The organism is Pseudomonas sp. Ors-4-3C, from assembly GCF_055755035.1.
Map to the genome: position 1 here is coordinate 1468351 of NZ_CM146900.1, position 25440 is coordinate 1493790.

Consider the following 25440-nt stretch of genomic DNA (forward strand, 5'->3'; position numbering starts at 1 on the left):
CCCGCTCCCACATTTGAAGTGCGGTGAGCTTGAGAATGTCAGCGCACCAGACACGGCCGCTTGTTATCGAACGTCCATCCCGGAATCAAAAACTGCATCGCCACGCTGTCATCCCGCGCACCGAGGCCCATGCCTTTGTAGAGTTCGTGAGCCTTGCCCACCTGATCCATGTCCAGCTCCACCCCAAGACCCGGCTTTTGCGGCACTTGCACGCAGCCGTCCACAATCTGCAGCGGCGCCTTGGTCAGACGCTGGCCGTCCTGCCAGATCCAGTGCGTGTCGATGGCGGTGATGTTGCCCGGTGCCGCTGCCGCGACATGGGTAAACATCGCCAGCGAGATATCGAAGTGGTTGTTGGAGTGCGAACCCCAGGTCAGGCCCCATTCATGGCACAGTTGCGCGACACGCACCGAGCCTTGCATGGTCCAGAAGTGCGGGTCGGCCAAAGGGATGTCCACCGACTGCAACTGGATCGCGTGGCCCATCTCGCGCCAGTCGGTGGCGATCATGTTGGTCGCCGTCTTCATTCCGGTGGCGCGGCGAAATTCGGCCATGACTTCACGCCCCGAGTAACCGTTTTCCGCACCGCAGGGGTCTTCGGCGTAAGCCAGCACGTGATGCTGATCGCGGCACAGACGAATCGCTTCTTTCAGTGACCAGGCGCCATTCGGATCAAGGGTGATGCGCGCCTTGGGAAAACGTTCGGCCAGGGCCGTCACCGCTTCGATTTCCGCATCGCCACTGAGCACGCCGCCCTTGAGTTTGAAGTCCTGGAAACCGTATTTCGCCTGGGCCGCTTCAGCCAGACGCACCACCGCTTCGGCGGTCATAGCCTTCTCGTGTCGCACGCGGAACCAGTCGTTATCGGCATCCGGTTCGCTGCGGTAGGCGAGGCTGGTTTCGCGCTGGTCACCGACGTAGAACAGATAACCGAGCATCTTCACTTGATCGCGCTGCTGGCCTTCGCCGAGCAACGCCGCGACCGGCACGTCGAGGTGTTGGCCGAGCAGGTCGAGCAGGGCGGCTTCGAGTCCGGTCACTGCGTGAATGGTGATGCGCAGGTCGAAGGTCTGCAGGCCACGGCCGCCGGCATCACGCTCGGCGAAGGTCTGACGCACCTGATTGAGGATTTTCTGATAGTTGCCGATCGAGCTGCCGAGCACCAGACTGCGGGCGTCCTCCAGCGTCTGTCGGATGCGCTCGCCACCGGGCACTTCACCGACGCCGGTGTGCCCGGCGTTGTCCTTGAGGATGACGATGTTGCGGGTGAAAAACGGCCCATGGGCGCCGCTCAGGTTGAGCAGCATGCCGTCGTGGCCGGCCACCGGAATCACCTGCATGTCGGTGATGATCGGCGCTTTGGCGGTGTCGTGTGCGGTCATGATTTTTATCCTAATAAGACAGAATTCAGGCGTGCTTTGGCGCGGCTTCCGCCACGGCGAGGTCTGCAGCGGGTTTCGGTGTGGTGCGCGCGGCGAAGACGATGATGGCGGCGATGATCGAGGTCGCGGCCAGGCCATAGAGGCCGCCCTGAATCGAGCCGGTGTGCTCTTCGAGCAAGCCGAAGGTGGTCGGCGCGACGAAGCCGCCGAGGTTGCCCACCGAGTTGATCAGCGCGATCACTGCCGCAGCGATTCGCGCATCCAGATAGGCCTGGGGAATCGGCCAGAACAACGATGAAGCGGACTTGAAGCCCAGCGCAGCAAAACAGATCGCGACAAAGGCAAAAATCGGCCCGCCGGTGGTGGACATGAACATCCCCGCCGCCGCAATCAGCAGCGCGGTCGCGACCCAGGCCTGCTGGTGCTTCCACTTGGCCGAGAAAGCGGCGAAAGCGTACATGCCGATGATCGACAGCAACCACGGAATCGAGTTGAACAGCCCGACCTGGAAGTCACTCATCTCGCCCATTTTCTTGATGATGCTCGGCAGCCAGAACGTCGCGGCGTAGATCGTCAGCTGGATGAAAAAGTAGATCAAGCAGAACAGGATGATCTGCCGGTCCTTGAGCAGTTTGCCCATCGACGGGCGGATCGGCGTCGCGGCTTCGCGGGCCTTCTGTTCATCGTCGATGGCATTGACCAATGCGTCCTGTTCGGCGCGGGTCAGCCATTTTGCGTCGTGCGGTTTGGCGTCGAGCCAGAACCACACGAACACACACAGCCCCACGGAAAACATCCCCTCGATGAAGTACATCCACTGCCAGCCGTGCAGGCCCAGACCATTGATCTGCAAGAGCAGGCCGGACAACGGGCCGGAGATCAGCGAGGCGACCGCTGAGCCGCTGAGGAAAATCGCGATTGCCTTGCCGCGTTCGGCACCCGGCAGCCAGCGCGTGAAGTAGTAGATCACCCCGGGAAAGAATCCGGCCTCGGCCACACCGAGCAGGAAACGCAGGATGTAAAAGTGCGTTTCGTTCTGGATGAACGCCATGCCGGCGGCGACCAGACCCCAGGTGAGCATGATGCGGGTCAGCCAGATACGCGCGCCGACTTTCTGCAAGAGCATGTTGGACGGGACTTCGAACAGCGCGTAACCGATGAAGAACAGACCGGCGCCGAAGCCGTAGGCGGCAGCACCAATGCCCAGGTCATGTTCCATGTGAGTGCGGACGAAACCGATGTTCACCCGGTCAATGTAATTGACGATGAACATGATCACGAAGAGCGGCAGGACGTGGCGTTTCACTTTCGAGATGGCGGACGCGAGTGTCGAATCGACGCCCTCGTTCATCCCGGAGATGGAGGTTTTCACTTGTTTTTCTCCCACTGATTATTTTTATGCGGGGGTAGTGCTGGGTGCTGCTTTGTTGATAGACATCATACAACTTGAATTTTTTGTCCTACAAGTGGGGTGGGGCGATTAAATTCATCTGGCAGGCAATTTTCTTATGTCCTTTTAGCAAAAGCAGTCGATTTCATTGGGGTTTTTCGGTCATCGCTTTCTTTTCCCAGCGACCATTTTTAGAATTTTTTAAATGTGCTCAACCGACTCTTTGAGGCTAAAATCCAGATTTCCTCAATGTTGTCATACAAGATGGAGGCGGTTTTAGCGCTAAAACCAATCTCGTCAGCGACTGCGTAGTGCTACGATCCGCGAGCCCCGATGCCCGGAACCGATCATGCAAGAAGACCTCGACGCCCCCGCGCCTAAACGCACGCATAACCTTGCGCACGACCTGGTGGAAAAACTCACCCAGAAGATCCTGCTCGGCCAGATGTCACCCGGCGACAAGCTGCCGTCGGAGAACGCCATCGTTCAGGAGCATGGTGTCAGTCGCACAGTGGTGCGCGAGGCGATTTCCAAATTGCAGGCGTCGGGACTGGTCGAAACGCGGCACGGCATCGGCACGTTCGTCATCGAGCGCGCTGCGGAGCAGGGCTTGCGGCTGAATGTCGATACCGCTCTCGGGGTGCGCAGCATTCTTGAATTGCGCATGGGCCTGGAGACGCAGGCCGCGGCGTTGGCCGCGTTACGGCGCAGCGAGCAGCAATTGCTGCAAATGCGTCAGGCGCTGGATGACTATCAGCGTCTGCTGGACAGCAACGACAGTTGCGTCGAGGCCGACCGACGCTTTCATCTGCTGATCGCCGAAGCCACGGGTAACGTCTGCTTCAGCGAAATCATGCAGCACCTGGGCAGCGCGATGATTCCGCGTCAGCGGCTCAATGCCGCCGAGCGGGGCGCGGCGGATTTGAGCAAGCTGGGGCAGTTGGCCAATCTCGAACACGAAGCGATTTTGAATGCGATCAAGCGCCAGGATCCGGATGCCGCGCGCGCGGCCATGTGGCTGCACCTGACCAACAGCCGCGACCGTTTCAGTGCGCAGGGCTGATTGCCGTTGGTCTGTTCGATAGCACGTCGTTTAGAGGCGCGCTTCCAAGCTGTATGGCCCGGGTTTTCCGGACCTCCTCGGTGAGGTGTGTCATGGCTAATGATTTGCTGTTTCAGGGTGGTGTGCTGCCGACCGATCCAACCCGTCCGGTGCCCGGCACTGACGAGCCGACGCTGGCCGATCACGATGCGCCGCCGGGCATGAGCCCGGGGCGTGATCCGCTGAGTGATGCCGATCGGCCGGAAGACTGGAAGGATCCACCGGCTGCCGATGATGTACCACCGGCGGATGAACCGACGCCGTTGTCGGATGACAGGCGCTGAGGCTAACCCGGCATGAGATATTTATAGTTTGTACCGAACCTTTCGCGAGCAAGCCCGCTCCCACAGGTAGAGCGCATCCCCCCTGTAGGAGCTGCCGCAGGCTGCGATCTTTTGATTTTGGTGTTGAAAAACCAGATCAAAAGATCGTCCGAACGCGGCCCGAGCCTTCGGCATCTCCTACAGGGAGGGGTTCAAGTAGTCAGGTCGCGCATCAGCAGGCCGAAGCGCAAATCCACCGCATCCGGAATTGGCAGGTACACCGTGTGCCCATCGCCGGGGGCGACTTCAATGGCTTCGCCCTTGGCACTCTGCAACTGGTGCAGATCGAAATGGAAGTTGCCCTTGGGCGTCATCAGCTCCAGATGGTCGCCCAAGGCAAAACGGTTCTTCACTTTGACTTCGGCCAACCGGTCGCGGCGCTCGCCGGTCAGTTCGCCAACGAACTGCTGACGCTCCGACACCGAGCTGCCGTTCTGATAATTCTGGTATTCGTCATGCACATGGCGGCGCAGGAAGCCTTCGGTGTAGCCGCGCTGGGCCAGTGATTCCAGATCGGTCATCAGGCTGCGATCAAACTCGCGCCCGGCCATCGCGTCGTCAATTGCCCGGCGATAGACCTGAGTGGTGCGCGCGCAATAGAAGTGCGACTTGGTGCGGCCCTCGATCTTCAGCGAATGCACGCCCATGCGTGTCAGGCGCTCGACGTGCTGCACGGCGCGCAGATCCTTGGCGTTCATGATGTAAGTACCGTGCTGGTCCTCAAAAGCCGGCATCAACTCATCGGGCCGATTGGCTTCCTGCAGCAGGAACACCTGATCGGTCGGCGCGCCGATACCGAGGGTCGGCTCGGGCTGGAAGGTCTGCACGATCTCGCCGAGTTGATTTTCGGTGGCCGCCTGCGCCGAATATTTCCAGCGGCAGGCGTTGGTGCAGGTGCCCTGATTGGCGTCGCGCTTGTTCATATAGCCCGACAGCAGGCAGCGCCCGGAGTAAGCCATGCACAGCGCGCCGTGGACGAACACTTCCAGTTCCATGCCCGGCACCTGTTCGCGGATTTCGCCGATTTCTTCCAGCGACAGTTCCCGCGACAGGATGATCCGACTCAGCCCCTGTTGCTGCCAGAACTCTACACTCGCCCAGTTCACCGTGTTGGCCTGCACCGAGAGGTGGATCGGCATCTGCGGGAAGTGCCGGCGCACCAGCATGATCAATCCCGGATCGGACATGATCAGGGCGTCCGGTGCCATCTCGATCACCGGTGCCAGATCTTTGAGGAAAGTCTTCAGTTTGGCGTTATGCGGGGCGATGTTGACCACCACGTAGAAGCGCTTGCCCTGGGCCTGCGCTTCGCGAATGCCGAGGGCGAGGTTGGCGTGGTCGAATTCGTTGTTGCGAACCCGCAGGCTGTAGCGCGGCTGCCCGGCGTAAACCGCATCGGCACCGTAGGCGAAGGCGTAGCGCATGTTCTTCAGGGTGCCGGCAGGGGCGAGCAGTTCCGGGGCGGCGAGGGGGAGTTCTGGCTTCATGACGGCATCGGTCGCAAAAGCGCGGCAGGGTAGTGCAGTGGCAAGTGCGGTTTATTGATCTGGATCTACGTTTGAGTCAGCGAGGCTGATCTGTGTAGCTCATTTGTGTAGATCCTGCACAAATCATGTGTCGGTTTCACTGTGTTCGGTGCGACGGTGGCTGCTTAACATTCGCTCATCAAATCAACCGAAACAGGACTCTCCCATGCAGAACTTTACTCGTCGCTTTCTCACCGCTTGTGCGTTTTCCGGTGTCTTGGCCAGCACCGGGGCAATGGCTGACAGCCACCCGACCATTCGTGCGATGTCCGGCGCCACACCGGCCGATCATTTACCGGCCGGCAAATCCGCACTGGTGGTGATCGATTTCCAGAATGAATATTTCAGCGGCCGGATGCCGATCCCGGACGGTGCCGCCGCTCTGGCGAAAACCCGTGAGCTGATCAGCTTCGCCGACAGCCACAAGATCCCGGTGTATCACGTGCAGCACGTCGCGCCGGCTGGCTCGCCGGTATTTGCCATCGATGGCGAGACCGTTAAATTTCACAAGGACATGCAGCCACGCCCGCAAGACGTGGTTCTGCAAAAGACCACGGTCAGCGTATTTGCCAGCACCGACCTTGACGAACGCCTGAAGAAGGCCGGCATCAATACGCTGATCATTTCCGGCCTGATGACTCACGCCTGCGTCGCCGGCGCCGCGCGGGATGCTGCGCCGCTGGGTTACAACGTGATCGTCGCCTCCGACGCCTCGGCCACCCGTGCGATTACCCGCGTCAATGGCTCGTCCATCGACAAGGATTCCCTGCACCAGGCTGCGCTGGCGGAAGTGGAAGACACCTTCGGTGACGTCATGACCACCGAGCAGATCGTCAAGCTGCCGGTGCGCTGAATGCTGGCCGTGATCGGCAACTATGCTCCATGAATAAAGATGGCACTCGTGCGCGTCCCGGCGGACTAAGGATCGGGGCGTGCACGACGCCTGACTGACATGGATCGGACATGAACGAAAAAAGCCTTCAATTCAAATCCCTCACGGTACTGCTGGTATTGGTGACGGTCGCTTTCATATGGATTCTGCTGCCGTTCTACGGCGCGGTGTTCTGGGCGGTGATCCTCGGCATCCTGTTTGCGCCGATGCAGCGCCGGTTGCAGCAAAAGTTCGGCTGGCAACGCAATCTGACTTCTCTATGCACCCTGGGCATTTGTCTGGTGATCGCGATTTTGCCGGTGATCATCCTCAGCGTGTTGTTGGTCCAGGAAGGCGCGACGCTGTACACCAACATCGAAAGTGGGCAACTGGACATCGGCGCCTATATTGCGCAGTTCAAACACAGCCTGCCGCCGTACTTCCAGCATCTGCTCGATCGTTTTGGCATGGGCGAACTCAATGGTCTGCGCGAGAAAATCGTCAAGGCATCGATGCAGGGCAGTCAGGTGCTGGCCAGTCAGGCGTTCAGTTTCGGTCAAGGCACATTCGAGTTCGTGGTCAGCTTCGGCATCATGCTGTACCTGCTGTTTTTCTTTCTGCGCGATGGCGCCGAGCTGGTGCGCAAGATTCGCACCGCGGTACCGCTGGAAGAGAATCACAAACGCCGTTTGCAATTGAAATTCAATCGGGTGGTACGCGCGACGGTGAAGGGCAACCTGGTGGTGGCGGTCACTCAAGGGGCATTGGGTGGGGCGATTTTCTGGTTTCTCGACATTCCCAGCGCGTTGCTGTGGGCGGTGCTGATGGGCTTTCTGTCACTGTTGCCTGCGGTGGGGGCGGGGATCGTCTGGGCGCCGGTGGCGGTGTACTTCCTGCTCAGCGGGATGATCTGGCAGGGTGTGGTGCTGGGGTTGTTCGGGGTATTTGTAATCGGTCTGGTGGACAACGTGCTGCGCCCGATCCTGGTCGGCAAGGACACGCGGATGCCGGATTACATGATCCTGATCTCGACCCTCGGCGGCCTCGCAGTGTTCGGCCTCAACGGTTTCGTGATCGGGCCGCTGATCGCGGCGCTGTTCATGTCGAGCTGGGCGCTGTTCATTGAGACCAAACCGAAGGTCCAGTTGCCTTAAGCGTGGAACGGCGCGCTGACGATTTTCTGCGACAGGGCCTGCGCCGCGGGCAGTGAAGTGAGCGGGCCGCTGATCGGCTCGCCATCGCGCACCAGATACCAGCAGGCGAGCAATCCCGACGCTCTGAGCGATGCGGGAACAGCGCTGCCAACTACCGACATGATTTGAACCTGAGCCATGACAAGTACCTCCATCAATCTGTGGAGCTACCTTAGGTATTCGCTGCGCTCAGGGACAATCAACGCTTTCGATAGTGGTCATTGATAACAGTGAGGGCTGTTTCAATCGACAACCTGGTCGAGCATGTGCACCACTTCGCGCTCATTGAGCAAGCCCTTGTGCACGAGATTCTCCGCCAGCAGCGAAAGAAACTTGGCGCAGCGGTGGCCTTCCAGGTGTTTCAGTTCAGTCAGCGCGCTGTACACCTTGCTTGAAGTGCACAGGCCGACGATGCGGTGCGGATTTTGAGTAGGCATGGGTCGTCCTTGTTTTTATCAACCTGTTGTTTACGGACGGATTCAGATTGCGGCTCCGTCATGACAAATAGATGACCGTTTTCCCCAGCATCAGGAAAGGGCGCTGTATTCATCATGCCGATTCTAGTCGCCAGCATTGTCCTGGTAGCGACCTTCGCAAGATTTATTCAGACATACCTGAACGAAAACAGGCCCCGCCTTGCGGCGGAGCCTGTTTCATTTACAGCCTGTACGCTACAGACGTCGGCCTTAGTAGCGAGGCTGAACGTAATAGCCCGGTGGCTGGTAGTAAACCGGTGGAGGTGGTGGCTGGTAGTAGACCGGTGGCGGTGCGTAAACCGGCTGGGGTTGTACATACACCGGTTGCTGTACGTAAACCGTGCGCGGTGAGGACATCACCGAACCCGCTACCACTGCGCCCAACACTGCACCGACAGCGGCCGGACCAACCCAGCCAGCGTGTCCGCCGCCCCAGCAGCAGCCGCCGTGACCGTGATAATAGTAACCACCGGCTTGCGCCTGTCCGGTAACAGCCAATGCACCGATCAGCAAAGCTAAGACAGGAAGTTTACGGATCATGATAATTCCTCGTTATTCAACCCGGCGCTTGAATCTGCAATTAGACCCAAGGACTATCGCGGGGATACTTCTAAGACAACGTGTTTTTGTAAATCAGCACAGCGTCTGGGTAAAGTTTGTGTAAGGTCTGTACCGGCTTCTTTACCGTAGGGCCAAAGCCTCGCGAAGCCCGTTGCAGATAGTGCTTATGATCGTTCACAACACGATGGAATGGCTAACTCCGTCCATCCGAAAGTCGGTTTTCAGGAGAAGTTTCATGCAGATGAATCCCAACAAAGACACCCAGCTGTGCATGTCCCTGTCCGGGCGCCCCGGGAACTTCGGTCTGCGGTTTCATAACCATTTGTATGAGCAGTTGGGCCTGAACTTCTATTACAAGGCGTTCAGCAGTCAGGATCTGCCGGGGGCCGTTAGCGGGATTCGTGCGCTGGGGATTCGCGGTTGCGGTGTGTCGATGCCGTTCAAGGAAGCGTGCATCGCGCTGGTCGATGAACTGGATGCGTCGGCGGCGGCGATCCAGTCGATCAACACCATCGTCAACACCAACGGCCACCTCAAGGCCTACAACACCGACTACATCGCCATCGCGCAATTGCTGGAAACCCACGCGGTGCCGAAGGATTCGACGTTCGCCCTGCGCGGCAGCGGCGGCATGGCCAAAGCGGTGGCCAGTGCCTTGCGCGATGGTGGCTACAGGAATGGGTTGATCGTTGCGCGCAATGAGCGTGCCGGACGGGCGTTGGCGGATTCGCTGGGCTATCGCTGGCAGGCGGAGCTGGGCGAAGAGCGGCCGCAGATGCTGATCAACGTCACCCCGGTGGGCATGGACGGCGGACCGGAGGCCGGGCAACTGGCGTTCGAGCCTGAAGTGATCCAGGCTGCCGAGACCGTGTTCGATGTGGTGGCGATTCCGTCGGAGACACCGCTGATCGTGCGGGGCCGGGCCGAGGGTAAAAAGGTCATCACCGGGCTTGAAGTTATTGCGATCCAGGCGCTGGAGCAGTTTGTGCTGTACACCGGGGTGCGGCCGAGTGAAGAACAGTTTGCGGCAGCGGTGGCGTTTGCTCGCAGCTGATCATTGAGTTTTGCGCTGAGCCAGCGGGCCCCTTCGCGAGCAAGCCCGCTCCCACAGGTATCAGGTTGCAACACAACCATGTGAGCAACCACAAATCCTGTGGGAGCTGGCTTGCCAGCGATGAATTCAACTCGGTTTATCGGGTTGCCTATACTGCGGCCTCAGCAAGCCAAGACTTGCCCCTCACAAAAACCTGATCGAGGCGCCACCATGCATCCGCCCATCCTCAACCTGCACCAGGTCGAACTCGAACCCCTGCCCGAAGCTCTGGCCCCGGAAGGCGAAACCGCTGGCCGCTATCAACAACGCATGGCCCGCATCGGCCAGCATCTCGGCGCACAGAAGCTCGGTTATCGGCTCTATGCCCTGCCGCCGGGCATGCGCGGCAGTCCGTTTCACAGCCATCGGGTCAACGAAGAGATGTTCTATGTGGTAGCCGGGGAGGGCGAGGTGCGACTGGGGGCCGAGCGCTTTCCGATCCGCGCAGGCGACGTGATTGCCTGCCCGCCGGGCGGCCCGGAAACCGCGCATCAGATCATCAACACCAGCGACGCGGAGCTGCGTTACCTCGCGGTCAGCACCCAGCAGCAACCGGATATCTGTGAGTACCCGGACTCCAACAAATACGCGGTGATGGACAACTTCAAGGTTGATGCCGAGGGCAATACGTCAGGTTTTGTTGCCGTGGCGCGGCTGGCGGACGGGGTGGATTACTGGGAGGGTGAATAAATAGACCCTGTGGGAGCGGGCTTGCTCGCGAATGCGGTGGGTCATTCACCGGGATGTGACTGACACGGCCTCTTCGCGAGCAAGCCCGCTCCCACAATAGGATTGTGGTGATTATTCGAGACGCGCCAGACGTTCTTCCAGCGCTGCAATCCGCGCTTCCAGTTCTTCGATGCGCTCAACCGAAACACCGCCGCTAGAGCGTTCCCCAGGATTCTGCCGCGCCGCCAATATCGCCTCGATATCCGCCGGATCGCCCAGCGCATGGGTGTAGCGGTCTTCACGCTGACCGGCCTGACGCGGAATCAACACCGCCAGCCCGCGCGCGATCAGGCGTTCAAGCTGATGCACCACCTGCTCGGCATCTTCGAAGTCATGCATGCGACCGCTGCGGGTCAGCAGCTCATTTACCGTTTGCGGGCCACGCAGGAACATCAAACCGGTGAGAATCACTTGGGCCGGCACCAGTTCCAGCGCCTTGTCGAGCTTGTGCTCCCAGCGATCGGCGCGACTGCCCATGACCAGTTTGGCGTAACCGTGGCTTTCCAGCGCCCGCAGGCTCTGGCCAACCTGGCCTTGAGTCAGGCTCATCACCGGCTCGCGGCTGGTTTTCTGATTGCAGGCCAGCACCAGTGCATTGAGGGTCAGCGGGTAGGTTTCCGGGCTGGTGGCCTGTTTTTCGATCAACGAACCCAGAATGCGGATTTCCGTGGCGTTGAGCCGTGGTTCGTCGGTGGTGGTTTCAAGTTCGGTGGTCATCGCGCGTTCCCTCTGCAGTCGAAGGCGCCTAGCCTAATCCTTGGCTAACAAAAGGCAAGCCGTGTGGTCATCAAGCATGGCTATAATCGCCTCCATGTTCCACCCAGCCATCATACGAGACTGCCATGACCATTTCCCTGTACGCCGCATCCGTCCCGGTTTTTCAACAAATGCTCAACGCCCTGAGCGATGTCCTGAAAAAGGCTGAAGCCCACGCCACCGAGAAAAACATCGACCCGAACGCCTTCCTGCAAGCACGCCTGTACCCGGACATGTTCCCGCTGGTGCGTCAGGTGCAGATCGCCGTCGACTTCGCCAAGGGTGTTTCCTCGCGTCTGGCTGAAGTCGAAATCCCGAAATATGACGACACCGAAACCACCTTCGCCGAGCTGCAGGCGCTGATCGCCAAGGTCCTGGCTTACATCGGCGAGATCAAGCCGGAGCAGATCAACGGCAAGGAAGGTATCGAAATCGTGACCCGTCCGGGCACTCCGAAAGAGAAGCGCTTCAGCGGCCAGGCTTACCTGCTGAGCTACGGTTTGCCGCAGTTCTTCTTCCACGTCACCACCACCTACGCGCTGCTGCGTCACAACGGTGTTGAAGTGGGTAAACGCGATTTCATGGGCGCGTACTAAAACACCCAGCTACAAAAAAGCCCGCCAAGGTTTACGCCTTGGCGGGCTTTTGTTTTTTGTAGGGGTTATGCGGTGCGTTGGGCTTTCGCTTCTTCACCCAGGCAAGCAGCAGCGGTGAACAGCACATCGGTGGACGAATTCAGCGCAGTCTCCGCCGAATCCTGCAGCACGCCAATGATGAAACCGACCGCCACCACCTGCATGGCAATCTCGCTCGGAATGCCGAACAGGCTGCACGCCAGCGGAATCAGCAGCAGCGAACCGCCGGCCACACCCGAGGCGCCACAGGCACAGATCGCCGCGACGACGCTGAGCAGGATCGCGGTCGGGATGTCCACGGCAATGCCCAGGGTGTGCACCGCCGCCAGGGTCAGCACGGTGATGGTGATCGCCGCGCCGGCCATGTTGATGGTCGCGCCCAGCGGGATCGATACCGAGTAGGTGTCTTCATGCAGGCCCAGACGCTTGCTCAGTTCCAGATTGACCGGAATATTCGCCGCCGAGCTACGGGTGAAGAACGCGGTGATCCCGCTTTCGCGCAGGCACTTGAGGGTCAGCGGGTACGGGTTGCGACGCAGTTTCCAGAACACGATCAGCGGGTTCATCACCAGCGCGACGAACAGCATGCAGCCCAGCAACACGGCCAGCAGGTGCGCATAACCGATCAGCGCGCCGAAGCCAGAGGTGGCAAGGGTAGATGCCACCAGACCGAAAATGCCCAGCGGCGCGAAACGAATCACCACGCGCACGATCAGCGTCACGCCGTTGGACAGGTCACCGAGCACTTCGCGGGTGGTGTCACCGGCGTGGCGAATGGCAACGCCCATACCGATCGCCCAGGCCAGAATGCCGATGAAGTTGGCATTCATCAGCGCGCTGACCGGATTGTCGACCACGCTCAGCAGCAGGCTCTGCAGAACCTCGGAGATCCCGCCCGGCGCGGTCACCGCGACATTGTCGGTGGACAGCACCAGATGCGAGGGGAATGCCATGCTGGCGACAACCGCGACTACGGCTGCGGCGAAGGTGCCGAGCAGGTACAGGAACAGGATCGGTCGAATGTGGGTTTCCTGACCGTGCTTGTGATTGGCAATCGACGCCATCACCAGCACGAACACCAGAATCGGCGCCACGGCTTTCAGCGCCGAGACAAACACTTTGCCGATGAACGCCGAGCCTTTCGCCGCTTCCGGAGCGAACAGCGCCAAGGCAATACCGGCAATCAGGCCGATCAGGATCTGTGTGACCAGGCTGAGGTTTTTCAGGCGTTGCAGGAGAGAGAGGGATGAAGCAGTCATGACGGCATCTCTGTTTTTATACGGTTCAGGGTTGCGTGAAACCGGTGATACATCGGGGGCAGGTCACCGGCACGAAACGAAAGGGCTGACGCGACATCAACGCCATTAAACAGGTCGTTGATCAGGGTGTACGTTTTTCGGGGCGCGGACTTTATCACAGGGCAGGCCTTATCCTTCAGGCCTGTGACGATCTGCCACCGGATTGATCGGCAAGTCGGCAGGTTTGTGCAAGTCAGCCCGGAAACACTCTGTTAAGATTCGCCATCCTCATTTTCATAGTCTGCCAGCGGGCCTCTCGGTCATCGCTGGTGTCGTCGTTTTGCTGGAGTTGCTCATGCTGTTGCCCATTCTTCTGTTGTCCGCCGCCGGCTTCACGGTGCTGACCACGGAGTTCGTCATCGTCGGCCTGTTGCCGGCAATCGCCCGAGACCTGGCGGTGACCATTCCGCAGGCCGGTCTGCTGGTGACTTTATTCGCTTTCACCGTGGCGATGTTCGGTCCATTCTTGACCGCGTATTTCGCCCGTTTCGAGCGGCGCAAGCTGTTCATCACCATTCTGATCATGTTCGGCCTGGCCAACACGGTGGCGGCGCTGGCGCCGAACATCTGGGTCATGGCGATCGCCCGGTTGATCCCGGCGCTCGGTCTGCCGGTGTTCTGGGCCTTGGCCAGTGAGACGGCGGTGGACATCGTCGGTCCGGATTACGCTGGCCGTGCGATTGCCAAGATCGGCTTCGGCATCGTTTGCGCGACGGTGTTCGGCATTCCGGTGGGCACGTTGATTTCCGATGCGTTCGGCTGGCGCAGCGCGTTCGCGATTCTGGCGGTCATCGCTTTCGCCAAGGCCTTGTTGCTGTTGGTGTACCTGCCGAAAACCAGTCTGCACCAGCATCAGGTCAGCTTCGCCTCGCAGTTCAAGATCCTGCGCAACCCGCTGATGATCGGCCATGTTGTGTTGTCGATTCTGGTGTTCAGCGGCATGTTCACGGCCTACACCTATCTGGCCGACATTCTTGAACGGCTGGCCGGTTTCAACGGCACGGTGGTTGGCTGGTGTCTGATGGGCTTCGGTGCGGTCGGGCTGATCGGCAACTCGCTGGGCGGCCGCGCCGTGGATCGTCATCCGCTGGGCGCTTCTGTGCTGTTCTGCGCGTTCATGATTGCCGGCATGGTGTCGCTGGTGCCGAACATTCATTCGACGGTGGGACTGGCGGTGGCCATGGGCATCTGGGGCATCACTCAGGCTGCGCTGTTCCTGGTCAGCCATGTGCGTCTGATGAAAGCCGCGCCGCAGGCACCGGCGTTTGCCGCTTCGTTGAATATCGCCGGGGCCAATCTCGGGATCGGCCTGGGCGCGATGATCGGCGGTCGGGTGATCGACAGTGCCGGCCTCGGCTTTCTGGGGTTCGCCGCTGCCGGATTCATTCTGTTGTCGGTGTTCCTCGCCATGGTGCTGATGACGCTCAAGCCGCGCGAAGAGTGCGCGCAGGCTTCATAACGCCGTAAACAGCTCGCGTCGGGCACCTTCGGTAATCGCAACGATGCCGGGGTGCTTGACCTTGCGCTCCACCGAAATGGCATAGAACGACTCGGTCACCGCGTCGGTCTGGCCAATCACTTCGACGCCGTACTGGCGTCTGACTTCATCGGCAATCACGCTCGGACCGATGAAAATCCCGCTGCCCGATTGGCCGAAGGCCTGCATCAGGGCGCTGTCATCGAACTCGCCGACGATTCGCGGCTGAATCTGCTGCTCGGCGAACCAGCGCTGCAAACGGCTGCGCACCACGGTTTCCGCCCCGGGAATCAACAGCGGTGCGCCGTTGAGGTTGCGCGGAAAATCCTCCCCGTATTGCGCCGCAAGTTCTGCGGTGGCGAAGAAACTGATCCCGCATTCGCCAAGCTTCTGGCTGTAGCCCTTGATGTCGAGGTGCGACGGCATCGGGCTGTCGGAAATCACCAGGTCCAGACGCTGGATCGCCAGATCCGCCAGCAGGCGCTCGAGTTTGTCCTCGCGGCAGGTGATGCGCAGCGGCTCGTTCAGCTCCATGGTCGGTGCGATCAGGCGATAGACGATGGATTTGGGCACCACATCCGCCACGCCGACGCGAAACAGGATCTGCTGTTCATTGGGCTGGGCGCGCAGCATCAATTCCAGCTCGCCGCCCAGCTGGAACATCTGCTCGGCGTAGGGCAGGGCCTGGCGTCCGGCTTCGGTCAGCTCAAGCTGCCGGCCGACCCGTTGAAACAGTTCAATGCCGTAGGTTTGTTCGAGCAGCGAGATCTGCCCGCTGATGGTTTGCGGCGTCAGGTTGAGTTGCTCGCAGGCACGCACGATGCTGCCGGTCTTGGCGACCACCCAGAAGTAATGCAGTTGTCGGTAATTCAGCATCCGCCGCGTCCCCCTTTGTCGGAGCTGCCGCAGGCTGCGATCTTTGATTTTTTCAAGCAAGATCAAAAGATCGCAGCCTTCGGCAGCTCCTACACTAGTAGTCATAGTTCGTTAAAGCCGAAGTATAGCCGCTAAAAATACGAATTTTCCTGAAGTGTTTGTCTCCCTAAAATGCCCAGCCATCGACGGGCGGTCTGTGACCCTGTCTGTTCATTCGAAGGAAAGCCTCATGAAATACACAATCCCTGCATTGATGTTTACGTCTTTACTGCTTATGGCCGGTTGCGATCAGGCCGAGAAAAGCGCTCAGCAATTGATGGGCAAGGCCGCCGAAAGCGCCAAACAGGCAATCGACGATACGCACAAGGCTGCTGAACAGGCGCTCAGTGACGCCACCGGCGGCCTGATCGAGAACAAAGAAGCACCGGAAAAAGATGCGGAAAAATCCGAATCGTCCTCCAAGAACATCTAAACCGTCATACGAAGAGTCAGGACTGACCCATGGAATATCTGTTAGAACTCGCCGCCAGCCCCGCCGCCTGGGTTGCTTTGGCCACACTGGTGGTGATGGAGATCGTGCTCGGCATCGATAACCTGATCTTTATTTCGATCCTGACCAACAAACTGCCCGTGCAGCATCGGCAGAAGGCGCGTCGAATCGGTATCGGCATGGCGCTGATCCTGCGTCTGGCCCTGTTGAGCACCATCGCCTTCATCGTGCAGTTGACCGCCCCTGTGCTCGAAATCATGGGTCAGGCGTTCTCCTGGAAGGACATGATCCTGATTGCCGGTGGTCTGTTCCTGGTGTGGAAAGCCACGACCGAGATCCATCACAGCATGGACCCGGCGCCGGAAGACCCGAAAACCGCGACATCGACTGTGACTCTGGGCTTCGCTGCCGCGATCGGTCAGATCCTGATGCTGGACATGGTGTTCTCGATCGACAGCATCATTACCGCGGTGGGCATGACTGAACACTTGCCGATCATGGTGATCGCGGTGGTGGTGTCGGTGATGGTGATGCTGTTCGCGGCTGAGCCGCTGGCCAAGTTCATCAACGACAACCCGACGGTGGTGATGCTGGCGCTGGGCTTCCTGATCATGATCGGCATGACGCTGATTGCCGAAGGCTTCGGCGCCCACGTACCGAAAGGTTATGTGTATGCGGCGATGGCGTTCTCGGCAGCAATTGAAGTGCTGAACATGATGTCGCGCCGGGCGAAGCAGAGGAAACTGGCTGAGCAGGCGTAATCGCTGACCAGTCAAAAGCCCTCTGAACCTTTGAGTTCAGGGGGCTTTTTTACGGGGGAAGGTTTTCGGCTTTCAGTGCGCGGTCGCGTGGCGTGCGTTGTGCTTTTGCGGTTTCTCGACCGCCACAGGCGGCAGCGGATGATGGTGGCGCCGGGCGATGCGCAGCACGCCCCACAACATGGCGGTGGCCACAGCCAGCCAGCCGGCAATCAGCATTACGATAGTCATGGTCAGGCTCATCAGTGCCTCCTCTTTGCCCTGCATCGGGCACCCACTTTTTTCATTTCAGTCTTTTTCACTGACAGTCTAGTCATTGGCGTGTTTCAAGCTATTGACCAAAGGTCGGTGGTGACCAATCACTTTGCTCTATGTAAGCACTGCATCTGCCGTTTAAGGCTATACCGCTGACCTGTGTCGACCTATGATCGGGGCTTTGCCGGAACAAGATGACCGGCGTCTGAACAGAGAGCGATGATGGGCCAGTTATTTTCTCGAATTCGTGCGGCATTGCTGGTAGCCGGATGCGCGGCGGTGTTGGCAGGGTGTGCGGGCAGTGTGGCGCCGCAGGTCAAGCGCTTGCCGGAGCGGGTCGAGCTCAGTGGTACGTTTTATCGCGGCGAGGCTAACCAGAGCGGGCCGCAGGTGTTGGCGAGCCTGTTGTCGCAGCAGGGCATCGTGATCACCCCGGGTTTGCTGGAAAAGCCGCTGCATCTGCCGGGCGCCGAAGACAAGTTGCAACAGAACCTGCAGAGCCTCGCGCGTGAATACGGGATGGTCGTGTACCCGCTGGACAGCAACCTGCCAGCCTTGCTGACCCAAGTCGCGGCCGGCTATCCGGTGATGGTGCGATTCAGCGAGGGTTCGGCCTTCTGGGCTGAACCGCGTTACGCAATCCTCTCAGGTTACGACCGACGCAAGCAGAAAGTATTGTTGCGCGCCGGCATGAACCATCGCGAATTGATGAGTTTCAGTTCCTTTGAGTCGGCGTTCGAGAAGTCGGGTGGCTGGGCGGTGCTGATCCAGAAACCGTCGCAGATTCCCGCCGAAGTCGACCGTCAACGCTGGCTCAGGGCTGCGGACGAGCTGGCGCAGGCAGGGCAGGAGCGTGAAGCTGCGCAAGCGAAAAAGGCGCTGGCAGCACATTAAACTTCCGTTCGTCATCTGCCGGGCACCCTCACGCCCGGCACGCCTCTTAATGATAGAGCCCGAATTGGCGGGTGATTCAGGAGGCGAGCATGGCAGATTCCCCATCCCCCAAAGGCCCGCACTCGAGCGAGCATTCCTCTGGTCACGAACTGGGCTTCGACCCGGACTCGCCGGACCTCGACGATCCGCAGGTCGATCCGGTTGGCCCCGCGAAGGCGCCGAAGGACGTGGAGTCCGGCGAAGACAGCAAGCGCCCGGCCAAACCCTATGACCCGTTAGCCGATCTGAAACCTTGAAGTGAGGTGCGTATGAGTACCGATTCCAGTTTCGACGATAAACATCCGGACAGTGTGCCGACCACGCCCGAGGAAGAGCTGGACCCCGTGCTGGACCCTGACAGCCCGCTGCGTGATCCGCTGGCGCGGCCTAATGTGATGACGCCAGATCCGAGCGCTGGTGACGGCATTCCGGACGACGACAAAATGCCGTTACCCAATGATTGAATAACGGGTATTCAACAACTGGCTGAATACCTCTGTGGCAAGGGAGCTTGCTCCCGCTGGGGCGCGTAGCGAACCTTTTTTTTAAAAAGAAAAGGCCTGCTGCGCAGTCCAGCGGGAGCAAGCTCCCTCGCCACAGTTGAGTGCGTCGTTTTACTTGGAGGCTTCGACCACGCCGCTCTGGCGACCCTTGAGGTTTTTCTCCGCCTTGTATTGTTGCGCCACCGCCGGCACGTTGGTACTCCTGCCGGTTTCCATCCAACTGCGGATACGGCTTGCGTCGGCGAAGTGGGTGTACTTGCCGAACGCATCGAGAATCACCAGAGCGACCGGACGGTTGCTCATCCGCGTCACCAGCACCAGGCAATGGCCCGCCGGGTTGGTGAAGCCGGTTTTAGTGATCTTGATGTCCCAGTCGGCCTTGTTCACCAGATGGTCGGTGTTGCGAAAACCCAGGGTGTAATTGGGTTTGCGGAACGACACGGTTTTTTCCTTGGTGGTGGTCAACTCGCTGAGGATCGGATGCTTGCTCGCGGCCACCAACAGTTTGCTCAGGTCGCGGGCGGTGGAAACGTTGCGTTCCGACAAACCGGTCGGCTCGACATAGTGGGTGTTGGTCATGCCCAGCGCTTTGGCCTTGGCATTCATTGCCGCGATGAACGCGGCATAGCCACCCGGATAATGGTGGGCGAGGCTGGCGGCTGCGCGGTTTTCCGAGGACATCAGGGCAATCAGCAACATCTCGCGACGCGGCAGTTCGCTCTTGAGTTTGACTCGGGAGAACACGCCTTTCATTTCCGGCGTGTGGCTGATGTCGACGTCGATCCATTCGTCCATGTTCTGGTGCGCCTCGACCACTACCAGGCCAGTCATCAACTTGCTCACCGAAGCGATCGGCACGATCACATCCGGGTTGCTCGAATAGATGACTTTATTGGTCTGCAAATCCATAAGCAGGGCGCTGCCGGAGGCGATCTTCAGTTGCGAAGCGTCGCGCGGCGCGGCGGTGGTTTCAGCGGCGTTGACGGTTGGCGTGACGAATGTGCCTGAAAAAGCGAAAAACAGGCTCAGGATCGAAAGACGAATTTTCACGCGGGCGAACTCATAAAGGTTGGATATTCCGTTATTTTGTAACGGGTTATTTCTTAGAAACGGCGCATTTTAGGAGTATGGCTGAAGAACTGTCGATGGTTGTTTGAATGACCTGAAAATCTCGTGAAAAGGCCTGTGAAAAGAGGGGTTTCCGTCGAACGGTTAGAGTTTTTTCTCAGGAACAAAAAACCCCGCACGCGGCGGGGTTCCTGTTTTGCGAAAAAACGACTCAGGCGTGCAGGGTTTCTGCCGCGTAGAGGGTATTTTCCAGCAGGCAGGCGCGGGTCATCGGGCCAACGCCGCCCGGTACCGGAGTAATCCAGCCGGCGCGGGGCAGGGCGGTTTCGTACACCACGTCACCGACCAGCTTGCCGTCGTCCTGACGGTTGATGCCGACGTCGATCACGATCGCGCCTTCCTTGATCCACTCGCCCTTGACCAGACCTGGCTTGCCGGCGGCTACCACTACCAGATCGGCACGACCAACGTGGCCGGCCAGATCCTTGGTGAAGCGGTGCGTGACGGTCACGGTGCAGCCGGCCAGCAGCAGTTCCATCGCCATCGGGCGACCGACGATGTTGGACGCGCCAACCACCACCGCATCCAGACCATAAAGGTCAACGCCGGTGCTTTCCAGCAAGGTCATGATGCCTTTCGGAGTGCACGGGCGCAGCAGCGGAATGCGCTGGGCCAAGCGGCCGACGTTATAAGGATGGAAACCATCGACGTCCTTGTCCGGGCGGATGCGCTCCAGCAGTTTGGAGGCATCCAGGTGCTCCGGCAGCGGCAATTGCAGCAATACGCCGTCGATGGCCGGGTCGTCGTTGAGGCGATCGATCAGATCGGTCAGTGCTTCTTGAGTGGTTTCGGAAGGCAGGTCGTAGGCTTGAGAGAGGAAGCCGACCTCTTCACAGTCTTTACGCTTGTGCGAGACATAAACCTGAGAGGCAGGATCGCTGCCGACCAGGATCACCGCGAGGCCGGGAGTGCGCAGGCCTTGCTGGCGACGCTCGGCAACTCGTTGGGCGATCTGCTGGCGCAGGCTGGCGGCGATCGATTTGCCGTCGATTAGTTGTGCAGTCATTGCGCGTGATTAACCATCGAGAGGGGAAAAAAAGAGAACGCATTCTCGCATGTCAGGCGGTGAGGGCAAAGGCGCTTGGTCAGCAAATTCCCCTAACTCCTTTAATTAAATGAATTTTTTTCAAAAAAGATTTGACGACCTAAAGGGCGCTCTATACTATTCGTCGCACTTGTCGGGCACAGCCTAGCACTGGTTAAGAAGGTCGAGCGGAATTACGGTTCTGCGAAGCTGGAAAGCACTTAGTTTGTAGTCCTCCAAGGGTACAGATTAACAAGGCGCCCGTAGCTCAGCTGGATAGAGCATCCGCCTTCTAAGCGGATGGTCGCAGGTTCGAGTCCTGCCGGGTGCGCCATTAGGCAGCTTTGGCACAAGTAACGCGATATGGTGGGCGTAGCTCAGTTGGTAGAGCACGGGATTGTGACTCCCGTTGTCGTGGGTTCGATCCCCATCGTCCACCCCATATTTCGAAAGGCGCCAGATGTAACAGTCTGGCGCCTTTGCTTTAAAAAGCTTCATCTGCGGATGTGGTGGAATTGGTAGACACACTGGATTTAGGTTCCAGCGCCGCGAGGCGTAAGAGTTCGAGTCTCTTCATCCGCACCAATTAAAGCTTCATTCATGCCGCAGGCCTGATGAAGTTCAGCAAAGAAGTTGAATGGCTTTTTTGTGACGCAATATGGTGGGCGTAGCTCAGTTGGTAGAGCACGGGATTGTGACTCCCGTTGTCGTGGGTTCGATCCCCATCGTCCACCCCATATTTCGAAAGGCGCCAGATTTAACAGTCTGGCGCCTTTTTTGTTTTACGGCTTGTGGTTTGTTGCGCTGGGTTTCGGCTCGAAGGGCAAGGCGTTTCGTCGTGTTCATGGGCTTGCGGCCAGCGTGCCGACCACCGGCCATGTTCGCAGGATCGGCCGTCAGGGAGATGGCTCGCGGTCTCTTCTATATATAGAAGCGGTTGAAGCAGAGCCCTGGCGTGATGGTCTTTATTCATCTTCGGGGTGGAGTGCATTGATGCATTCACACCTATAAATGGCCTGCTGTTTTTTTACCCGTTTTCAGTAGGGTGACTTCTTGAGTTTGACCCACTAGAATGCATGCCCTTGATTCTGGGGTCGGAAACGGCCGGCTAACGTCTGTGCAACGAGGAATATCCATGCAAGTTTCTGTTGAAAATACTACTGCTCTTGAGCGCCGCATGAGCGTCACCGTGCCGGCTGAGCGCATTGAGAGCCAGGTCAACAAGCGTCTGCAGCAGACTGCCCAAAAGGCCAAGATTGCTGGCTTCCGTCCAGGCAAAGTGCCAATGAGCGAAATCAAGCGCCGTTTCGGTGCTGACGCGCGTCAGGAAGCTGTTGGTGATGTCATCCAGTCCTCCTTCTACGAAGCTGTGGTTGAGCAGAAGCTGAACCCTGCCGGTTCGCCTTCGATCGAGCCTAAGTCGCTGGAAGCTGGCAAGGACCTGGAATACGTTGCCGTATTCGAAGTGTTCCCTGAGTTCACCGTTGCCGGTTTCGACGGCATCACTGTCGAGCGCCTGAGCGCTGAAGTGGCTGACGCTGATCTGGACAAAATGCTGGACATCCTGCGCAAGCAGAACACCCGTTTCGAAGTGGCCGATCGTGCCGCTCAGAACGAAGACCAGCTGAACATCGATTTCGTTGGCAAGGTTGACGGCGAAGCATTCGCTGGCGGCTCGGCCAAAGGTACTCAGCTGGTGCTGGGTTCCGGTCGCATGATCCCGGGCTTCGAAGAAGGCCTGGTGGGCGCTAAAGCGGGCGAAGAGCGCGTTCTGAACCTGACCTTCCCAGAGGACTATCAGAACCTGGACCTGGCCGGCAAAACCGCCGAGTTCACCGTGACTGTAAACACCGTTTCCGAGCCAAAGCTGCCAGAGCTGAACGAAGAGTTCTTCGCTCAATTCGGCATCAAGGAAACCGGTCTGGAAGGCTTCCGCACCGAAGTTCGCAAGAACATGGAGCGTGAGCTGCGTCAGGCCATCAAGTCCAAGGTAAAAAATCAGGTTATGGACGGTCTGCTGGCCACCAACCCGATCGAAGTGCCTAAGGCTCTGCTGTCCAACGAAGTTGACCGTCTGCGCGTGCAAGCTGTTCAGCAGTTCGGTGGCAACATCAAGCCTGACCAACTGCCGGCCGAGCTGTTCGAAGAGCAAGCCAAGCGCCGCGTAGTGCTGGGTCTGATCGTGGCTGAAGTGGTCAAGCAATTCGACCTGAAGCCTGACGAAGCCCGCGTTCGCGAAATGATCCAGGAAATGGCTTCTGCTTACCAGGAACCTGAGCAGGTTGTGTCCTGGTACTACAAGAACGAGCAGCAACTGAACGAAGTCCGTTCGGTTGTGCTGGAAGAACAAGTTGTGGATACTGTTCTGCAGAAAGCTAGCGTGACCGACAAATCGGTCTCTTACGAAGAAGCGGTCAAGCCGGTAGAAGCTCCAAAAGCCGACTGATTGTTTTTGCGTTAAGAAGTACACACATAAGCCAGCCTTCGAGCTGGCTTATGCGTATTCAAGACATAACTATTTGGGAGTGACTGCAGAGCATGTTCCGTAATTCGTATATTCAGCAGAACTCTGATATCCAGGCCGCCGGCGGCCTGGTCCCGATGGTTGTCGAGCAATCTGCTCGTGGCGAGCGCGCCTATGACATCTACTCGCGCCTTCTGAAGGAGCGTGTAATCTTTCTGGTGGGTCCTGTAGAGGACTACATGGCCAACCTGATCTGTGCGCAATTGCTGTTCCTTGAAGCGGAAAACCCGGACAAGGACATCCATCTCTATATCAACTCCCCGGGCGGTTCGGTGACGGCGGGCATGTCGATCTACGACACCATGCAGTTCATCAAGCCAAACGTATCGACGACCTGCATTGGTCAGGCGTGCAGCATGGGTGCATTCCTGCTGACGGCCGGTGCTCCTGGCAAGCGTTTCTGCCTGCCGAACTCGCGTGTGATGATTCACCAGCCACTGGGCGGTTTCCAGGGTCAGGCTTCGGATATCGAAATCCATGCCAAGGAAATCCTCTTCATTCGCGAGCGTCTGAACACGCTGATGGCCAAGCACAGCGGTCGTACCCTTGAAGAAATCGAGCGCGACACCAATCGCGACAACTTCATGAGTGCAGAAGCTGCGAAGGAATACGGCCTGATCGACGAAGTCATCAGCCAGCGTCCTGCGTAAAATAAGCAGCTCAAAATAAGGTTGGTCGGCAGGTCCGACCACCAGCGGGCTTGAAAAAGCCCGCAATAGCCTTCATCTTGTGCTGCAAGCCTATCGGATTTGGATCGAACGAATGACTGACACCCGCAACGGCGAGGACAACGGCAAGCTGCTCTATTGCTCCTTCTGTGGCAAAAGCCAGCATGAAGTACGCAAATTGATTGCCGGCCCCTCGGTCTTTATCTGCGACGAGTGCGTCGACCTGTGCAATGACATCATCCGCGAGGAGGTGCAGGAAGCCCAGGCCGAAAGCAGCGCGCATAAATTGCCTTCGCCTAAAGAAATCAGCGGCATCCTTGATCAGTATGTAATCGGTCAGGAGCGTGCGAAAAAGGTTCTGGCCGTAGCGGTGTACAACCACTACAAGCGCCTGAATCAGCGTGACAAGAAGGCTGACGACGTCGAACTCGGCAAGAGCAACATCCTGCTGATCGGCCCGACAGGCTCCGGTAAAACCCTGCTGGCCGAAACACTGGCCCGCCTGCTGAACGTTCCGTTCACCATCGCCGACGCAACCACCCTCACCGAGGCCGGTTACGTAGGTGAAGATGTCGAGAACATCATTCAGAAATTGCTGCAAAAGTGCGATTACGACGTGGAAAAGGCCCAGATGGGCATTGTCTACATCGACGAAATCGACAAGATTTCCCGCAAGTCCGACAACCCGTCGATCACCCGCGATGTTTCCGGTGAGGGCGTGCAGCAGGCCTTGCTCAAGTTGATCGAAGGCACGGTCGCTTCCGTACCGCCGCAAGGTGGCCGCAAGCATCCGCAGCAGGAATTCCTGCAGGTCGACACCCGTAACATCCTGTTCATCTGTGGTGGTGCGTTCTCCGGTCTGGAAAAGGTTATTCAAAACCGTTCCACCAAGGGCGGCATCGGTTTCAACGCAGAAGTACGCAGCAAGGAAGAAGGCAAGAAAGTCGGTGAATCCCTGCGTGAAGTCGAGCCTGACGATCTGGTCAAGTTCGGTCTGATCCCGGAATTCGTCGGTCGTCTGCCGGTGCTTGCGACGCTGGACGAGCTCGACGAGGCTGCGCTGATGCAAATCCTCACCGAGCCGAAAAATGCTCTGACCAAACAGTATGCCAAGCTGTTCGAGATGGAAGGCGTGGATCTGGAGTTCCGGACCGACGCCCTGAAATCGGTCGCCAAGCGTGCCCTGGAACGTAAAACCGGTGCTCGTGGCCTGCGCTCGATTCTCGAAGGTGTGCTGCTCGACACGATGTACGAAATCCCCTCGCAGTCCGAGGTGAGCAAAGTCGTCATCGATGAAAGCGTGATTGAAGGCAAGTCCAAGCCACTGTATATCTACGAAAACAGTGAGCCGACGGCCAAGGCAGCGCCGGACGCGTAAGCGTCCACACTGCCGGAACAAAGAAGGGGCCTTCGGGCCTCTTTTTTTTATGTCGTTTTTTACATCCGCTTAGCGCTTGTTTTTTTTCAAG

General features: G+C 58.6%; 28 protein-coding genes and 4 tRNA genes. 20 read left to right on the forward strand and 12 right to left on the reverse strand.

Annotation, left to right across the window (positions count from 1 at the left end; translation table 11 throughout):
* Positions 1-38 precede the first annotated feature (38 nt).
* On the reverse strand, positions 39-1382 hold the full coding sequence (gene gudD, locus ACVHNU_RS06605; RefSeq protein ID WP_177434680.1) for a glucarate dehydratase: 1344 nt from the start codon (positions 1380-1382) through the stop codon (positions 39-41).
* A 25-nt stretch (positions 1383-1407) separates the two neighbouring features.
* Complete coding sequence (locus tag ACVHNU_RS06610; RefSeq protein ID WP_473019265.1) at positions 1408-2754, reverse strand: MFS transporter; 1347 nt, start codon at positions 2752-2754, stop codon at positions 1408-1410.
* Between the two features lie 367 nt (positions 2755-3121).
* Here ACVHNU_RS06610 and ACVHNU_RS06615 point away from each other — a divergent pair, with 367 nt between their 5' ends.
* Both ACVHNU_RS06615 and ACVHNU_RS06620 read left to right on the forward strand, forming a co-directional pair.
* Positions 3122-3835 (forward strand): FadR/GntR family transcriptional regulator, encoded by a 714-nt coding sequence (locus tag ACVHNU_RS06615; RefSeq protein WP_103484122.1) that lies wholly within the window; start codon positions 3122-3124, stop codon positions 3833-3835.
* Positions 3836-3927: 92 nt separating this feature from the next.
* Positions 3928-4158 carry a hypothetical protein gene (locus tag ACVHNU_RS06620; protein ID WP_003223599.1) on the forward strand — a complete coding sequence of 77 codons (231 nt, stop codon included), beginning with the start codon at positions 3928-3930 and terminating at the stop codon, positions 4156-4158.
* A gap of 191 nt (positions 4159-4349) precedes the next feature.
* Here the strand turns inward: ACVHNU_RS06620 and trhP are convergent, their stop codons facing one another.
* Positions 4350-5684: a prephenate-dependent tRNA uridine(34) hydroxylase TrhP gene (gene trhP, locus ACVHNU_RS06625; RefSeq protein WP_473019266.1), complete on the reverse strand. Its 1335-nt coding sequence runs from the start codon at positions 5682-5684 to the stop codon at positions 4350-4352.
* A gap of 205 nt (positions 5685-5889) precedes the next feature.
* Between trhP and ACVHNU_RS06630 the strand changes: the two genes are divergently transcribed.
* Complete coding sequence (locus tag ACVHNU_RS06630; protein WP_103484120.1) at positions 5890-6576, forward strand: cysteine hydrolase family protein; 687 nt, start codon at positions 5890-5892, stop codon at positions 6574-6576.
* A gap of 110 nt (positions 6577-6686) precedes the next feature.
* The gene (locus ACVHNU_RS06635) at positions 6687-7748 is read left to right on the forward strand and encodes an AI-2E family transporter (protein WP_473019267.1); all 1062 of its coding nucleotides are present in this window, start codon (positions 6687-6689) and stop codon (positions 7746-7748) included.
* On the opposite strand, the gene ACVHNU_RS06640 is transcribed toward ACVHNU_RS06635, so the two are convergent.
* The 3 genes from ACVHNU_RS06640 to ACVHNU_RS06650 form a co-directional block, all read right to left on the reverse strand.
* Entirely contained in the window at positions 7745-7927 is a 183-nt protein-coding gene (locus ACVHNU_RS06640; RefSeq protein ID WP_103520501.1) for a hypothetical protein, read from the reverse strand. The genes ACVHNU_RS06635 and ACVHNU_RS06640 overlap by 4 nt on opposite strands.
* A 102-nt stretch (positions 7928-8029) precedes the next feature.
* The gene (locus ACVHNU_RS06645) at positions 8030-8224 is read right to left on the reverse strand and encodes a hypothetical protein (protein ID WP_025108897.1); all 195 of its coding nucleotides are present in this window, start codon (positions 8222-8224) and stop codon (positions 8030-8032) included.
* Positions 8225-8473: 249 nt separating this feature from the next.
* Positions 8474-8803: a hypothetical protein gene (locus ACVHNU_RS06650; protein WP_003223605.1), complete on the reverse strand. Its 330-nt coding sequence runs from the start codon at positions 8801-8803 to the stop codon at positions 8474-8476.
* Between the two features lie 256 nt (positions 8804-9059).
* Here ACVHNU_RS06650 and ACVHNU_RS06655 point away from each other — a divergent pair, with 256 nt between their 5' ends.
* Complete coding sequence (locus tag ACVHNU_RS06655) at positions 9060-9878, forward strand: shikimate 5-dehydrogenase (protein ID WP_473019268.1); 819 nt, start codon at positions 9060-9062, stop codon at positions 9876-9878.
* A 210-nt stretch (positions 9879-10088) separates the two neighbouring features.
* A complete protein-coding gene (locus ACVHNU_RS06660; RefSeq protein WP_338801369.1) occupies positions 10089-10607 on the forward strand; it encodes a cupin domain-containing protein in 519 nt (172 codons plus the stop codon).
* A 111-nt stretch (positions 10608-10718) separates the two neighbouring features.
* On the opposite strand, the gene ACVHNU_RS06665 is transcribed toward ACVHNU_RS06660, so the two are convergent.
* On the reverse strand, positions 10719-11363 hold the full coding sequence (locus ACVHNU_RS06665) for a YceH family protein (RefSeq protein WP_226501269.1): 645 nt from the start codon (positions 11361-11363) through the stop codon (positions 10719-10721).
* Between the two features lie 125 nt (positions 11364-11488).
* Between ACVHNU_RS06665 and ACVHNU_RS06670 the strand changes: the two genes are divergently transcribed.
* On the forward strand, positions 11489-11998 hold the full coding sequence (locus ACVHNU_RS06670; RefSeq protein WP_025108902.1) for a DUF1993 domain-containing protein: 510 nt from the start codon (positions 11489-11491) through the stop codon (positions 11996-11998).
* A gap of 65 nt (positions 11999-12063) precedes the next feature.
* On the opposite strand, the gene sstT is transcribed toward ACVHNU_RS06670, so the two are convergent.
* Positions 12064-13296 (reverse strand): serine/threonine transporter SstT, encoded by a 1233-nt coding sequence (gene sstT, locus ACVHNU_RS06675; RefSeq protein WP_473019269.1) that lies wholly within the window; start codon positions 13294-13296, stop codon positions 12064-12066.
* 334 nt (positions 13297-13630) lie between these two features.
* Here sstT and ACVHNU_RS06680 point away from each other — a divergent pair, with 334 nt between their 5' ends.
* Complete coding sequence (locus ACVHNU_RS06680; RefSeq protein ID WP_103484113.1) at positions 13631-14794, forward strand: MFS transporter; 1164 nt, start codon at positions 13631-13633, stop codon at positions 14792-14794.
* Here ACVHNU_RS06680 and nhaR read toward each other — a convergent pair.
* Positions 14789-15688, reverse strand: a complete 900-nt coding sequence (gene nhaR / locus ACVHNU_RS06685) for a transcriptional activator NhaR (protein WP_045122374.1) — start codon at positions 15686-15688, stop codon at positions 14789-14791. The genes ACVHNU_RS06680 and nhaR overlap by 6 nt on opposite strands.
* A gap of 229 nt (positions 15689-15917) precedes the next feature.
* On the opposite strand from nhaR, the gene ACVHNU_RS06690 reads away from it, so the two are divergent.
* Both ACVHNU_RS06690 and ACVHNU_RS06695 read left to right on the forward strand, forming a co-directional pair.
* Positions 15918-16160 carry a hypothetical protein gene (locus ACVHNU_RS06690; RefSeq protein ID WP_003223614.1) on the forward strand — a complete coding sequence of 81 codons (243 nt, stop codon included), beginning with the start codon at positions 15918-15920 and terminating at the stop codon, positions 16158-16160.
* Between the two features lie 29 nt (positions 16161-16189).
* Positions 16190-16939: a TerC family protein gene (locus ACVHNU_RS06695; protein WP_103484112.1), complete on the forward strand. Its 750-nt coding sequence runs from the start codon at positions 16190-16192 to the stop codon at positions 16937-16939.
* 72 nt (positions 16940-17011) lie between these two features.
* Here ACVHNU_RS06695 and ACVHNU_RS06700 read toward each other — a convergent pair whose 3' ends face one another.
* The gene (locus ACVHNU_RS06700; protein ID WP_410017530.1) at positions 17012-17167 is read right to left on the reverse strand and encodes a hypothetical protein; all 156 of its coding nucleotides are present in this window, start codon (positions 17165-17167) and stop codon (positions 17012-17014) included.
* A gap of 246 nt (positions 17168-17413) precedes the next feature.
* On the opposite strand from ACVHNU_RS06700, the gene ACVHNU_RS06705 reads away from it, so the two are divergent.
* The 3 genes from ACVHNU_RS06705 (at position 17414) to ACVHNU_RS06715 (ending at position 18588) form a co-directional block, all read left to right on the forward strand.
* Positions 17414-18085, forward strand: a complete 672-nt coding sequence (locus tag ACVHNU_RS06705; protein ID WP_473019270.1) for a peptidase C39 family protein — start codon at positions 17414-17416, stop codon at positions 18083-18085.
* 89 nt (positions 18086-18174) lie between these two features.
* Complete coding sequence (locus ACVHNU_RS06710; protein ID WP_201138179.1) at positions 18175-18381, forward strand: DUF6021 family protein; 207 nt, start codon at positions 18175-18177, stop codon at positions 18379-18381.
* Positions 18382-18393: 12 nt separating this feature from the next.
* A complete protein-coding gene (locus tag ACVHNU_RS06715) occupies positions 18394-18588 on the forward strand; it encodes a hypothetical protein (RefSeq protein WP_003223623.1) in 195 nt (64 codons plus the stop codon).
* Between the two features lie 150 nt (positions 18589-18738).
* Here the strand turns inward: ACVHNU_RS06715 and pbpG are convergent, their stop codons facing one another.
* Positions 18739-19677, reverse strand: a complete 939-nt coding sequence (gene pbpG, locus ACVHNU_RS06720; RefSeq protein ID WP_003223625.1) for a D-alanyl-D-alanine endopeptidase — start codon at positions 19675-19677, stop codon at positions 18739-18741.
* Positions 19678-19906: 229 nt separating this feature from the next.
* Positions 19907-20761, reverse strand: a complete 855-nt coding sequence (folD, locus tag ACVHNU_RS06725) for a bifunctional methylenetetrahydrofolate dehydrogenase/methenyltetrahydrofolate cyclohydrolase FolD (protein ID WP_003223627.1) — start codon at positions 20759-20761, stop codon at positions 19907-19909.
* Positions 20762-21036: 275 nt separating this feature from the next.
* On the opposite strand from folD, the gene ACVHNU_RS06730 reads away from it, so the two are divergent.
* From ACVHNU_RS06730 to clpX, 7 genes are all read left to right on the forward strand, one after another.
* Positions 21037-21113 (forward strand) — tRNA-Arg (locus tag ACVHNU_RS06730).
* 32 nt (positions 21114-21145) lie between these two features.
* Positions 21146-21221, forward strand: a tRNA-His gene (locus ACVHNU_RS06735).
* A 58-nt stretch (positions 21222-21279) separates the two neighbouring features.
* A tRNA-Leu gene (locus tag ACVHNU_RS06740) sits at positions 21280-21364 on the forward strand.
* A 76-nt stretch (positions 21365-21440) separates the two neighbouring features.
* A tRNA-His gene (locus ACVHNU_RS06745) sits at positions 21441-21516 on the forward strand.
* Between the two features lie 398 nt (positions 21517-21914).
* On the forward strand, positions 21915-23225 hold the full coding sequence (tig, locus tag ACVHNU_RS06750) for a trigger factor (RefSeq protein WP_003223629.1): 1311 nt from the start codon (positions 21915-21917) through the stop codon (positions 23223-23225).
* Positions 23226-23317: 92 nt separating this feature from the next.
* The gene (gene clpP, locus ACVHNU_RS06755; RefSeq protein ID WP_003223631.1) at positions 23318-23953 is read left to right on the forward strand and encodes an ATP-dependent Clp endopeptidase proteolytic subunit ClpP; all 636 of its coding nucleotides are present in this window, start codon (positions 23318-23320) and stop codon (positions 23951-23953) included.
* A gap of 112 nt (positions 23954-24065) precedes the next feature.
* On the forward strand, positions 24066-25349 hold the full coding sequence (gene clpX / locus ACVHNU_RS06760) for an ATP-dependent Clp protease ATP-binding subunit ClpX (protein WP_003223632.1): 1284 nt from the start codon (positions 24066-24068) through the stop codon (positions 25347-25349).
* Positions 25350-25440: the final 91 nt, after the last annotated feature.

Excerpts from the sequence above, each read along its gene's own strand:
- ACVHNU_RS06620 (WP_003223599.1), top strand. The coding sequence starts at position 3,928 with ATGGCTAATGATTTGCTGTTTCAGGGTGGTGTGCTGCCGACCGATCCA.
- folD (WP_003223627.1), bottom strand. The coding sequence starts at position 20,761 with ATGACTGCACAACTAATCGACGGCAAATCGATCGCCGCCAGCCTGCGC.
- ACVHNU_RS06695 (WP_103484112.1), top strand. The coding sequence starts at position 16,190 with ATGGAATATCTGTTAGAACTCGCCGCCAGCCCCGCCGCCTGGGTTGCT.
- ACVHNU_RS06705 (WP_473019270.1), top strand. The coding sequence starts at position 17,414 with ATGGGCCAGTTATTTTCTCGAATTCGTGCGGCATTGCTGGTAGCCGGA.
- ACVHNU_RS06715 (WP_003223623.1), top strand. The coding sequence starts at position 18,394 with ATGAGTACCGATTCCAGTTTCGACGATAAACATCCGGACAGTGTGCCG.
- ACVHNU_RS06665 (WP_226501269.1), bottom strand. The coding sequence starts at position 11,363 with ATGACCACCGAACTTGAAACCACCACCGACGAACCACGGCTCAACGCC.
- ACVHNU_RS06660 (WP_338801369.1), top strand. The coding sequence starts at position 10,089 with ATGCATCCGCCCATCCTCAACCTGCACCAGGTCGAACTCGAACCCCTG.
- ACVHNU_RS06690 (WP_003223614.1), top strand. The coding sequence starts at position 15,918 with ATGAAATACACAATCCCTGCATTGATGTTTACGTCTTTACTGCTTATG.
- trhP (WP_473019266.1), bottom strand. The coding sequence starts at position 5,684 with ATGAAGCCAGAACTCCCCCTCGCCGCCCCGGAACTGCTCGCCCCTGCC.
- ACVHNU_RS06655 (WP_473019268.1), top strand. The coding sequence starts at position 9,060 with ATGCAGATGAATCCCAACAAAGACACCCAGCTGTGCATGTCCCTGTCC.
- ACVHNU_RS06635 (WP_473019267.1), top strand. The coding sequence starts at position 6,687 with ATGAACGAAAAAAGCCTTCAATTCAAATCCCTCACGGTACTGCTGGTA.
- sstT (WP_473019269.1), bottom strand. The coding sequence starts at position 13,296 with ATGACTGCTTCATCCCTCTCTCTCCTGCAACGCCTGAAAAACCTCAGC.
- ACVHNU_RS06670 (WP_025108902.1), top strand. The coding sequence starts at position 11,489 with ATGACCATTTCCCTGTACGCCGCATCCGTCCCGGTTTTTCAACAAATG.
- ACVHNU_RS06680 (WP_103484113.1), top strand. The coding sequence starts at position 13,631 with ATGCTGTTGCCCATTCTTCTGTTGTCCGCCGCCGGCTTCACGGTGCTG.
- ACVHNU_RS06615 (WP_103484122.1), top strand. The coding sequence starts at position 3,122 with ATGCAAGAAGACCTCGACGCCCCCGCGCCTAAACGCACGCATAACCTT.
- clpX (WP_003223632.1), top strand. The coding sequence starts at position 24,066 with ATGACTGACACCCGCAACGGCGAGGACAACGGCAAGCTGCTCTATTGC.
- clpP (WP_003223631.1), top strand. The coding sequence starts at position 23,318 with ATGTTCCGTAATTCGTATATTCAGCAGAACTCTGATATCCAGGCCGCC.
- tig (WP_003223629.1), top strand. The coding sequence starts at position 21,915 with ATGCAAGTTTCTGTTGAAAATACTACTGCTCTTGAGCGCCGCATGAGC.
- nhaR (WP_045122374.1), bottom strand. The coding sequence starts at position 15,688 with ATGCTGAATTACCGACAACTGCATTACTTCTGGGTGGTCGCCAAGACC.
- ACVHNU_RS06630 (WP_103484120.1), top strand. The coding sequence starts at position 5,890 with ATGCAGAACTTTACTCGTCGCTTTCTCACCGCTTGTGCGTTTTCCGGT.
- gudD (WP_177434680.1), bottom strand. The coding sequence starts at position 1,382 with ATGACCGCACACGACACCGCCAAAGCGCCGATCATCACCGACATGCAG.
- ACVHNU_RS06640 (WP_103520501.1), bottom strand. The coding sequence starts at position 7,927 with ATGGCTCAGGTTCAAATCATGTCGGTAGTTGGCAGCGCTGTTCCCGCA.
- ACVHNU_RS06645 (WP_025108897.1), bottom strand. The coding sequence starts at position 8,224 with ATGCCTACTCAAAATCCGCACCGCATCGTCGGCCTGTGCACTTCAAGC.
- ACVHNU_RS06650 (WP_003223605.1), bottom strand. The coding sequence starts at position 8,803 with ATGATCCGTAAACTTCCTGTCTTAGCTTTGCTGATCGGTGCATTGGCT.
- ACVHNU_RS06710 (WP_201138179.1), top strand. The coding sequence starts at position 18,175 with ATGGCAGATTCCCCATCCCCCAAAGGCCCGCACTCGAGCGAGCATTCC.
- ACVHNU_RS06700 (WP_410017530.1), bottom strand. The coding sequence starts at position 17,167 with ATGACTATCGTAATGCTGATTGCCGGCTGGCTGGCTGTGGCCACCGCC.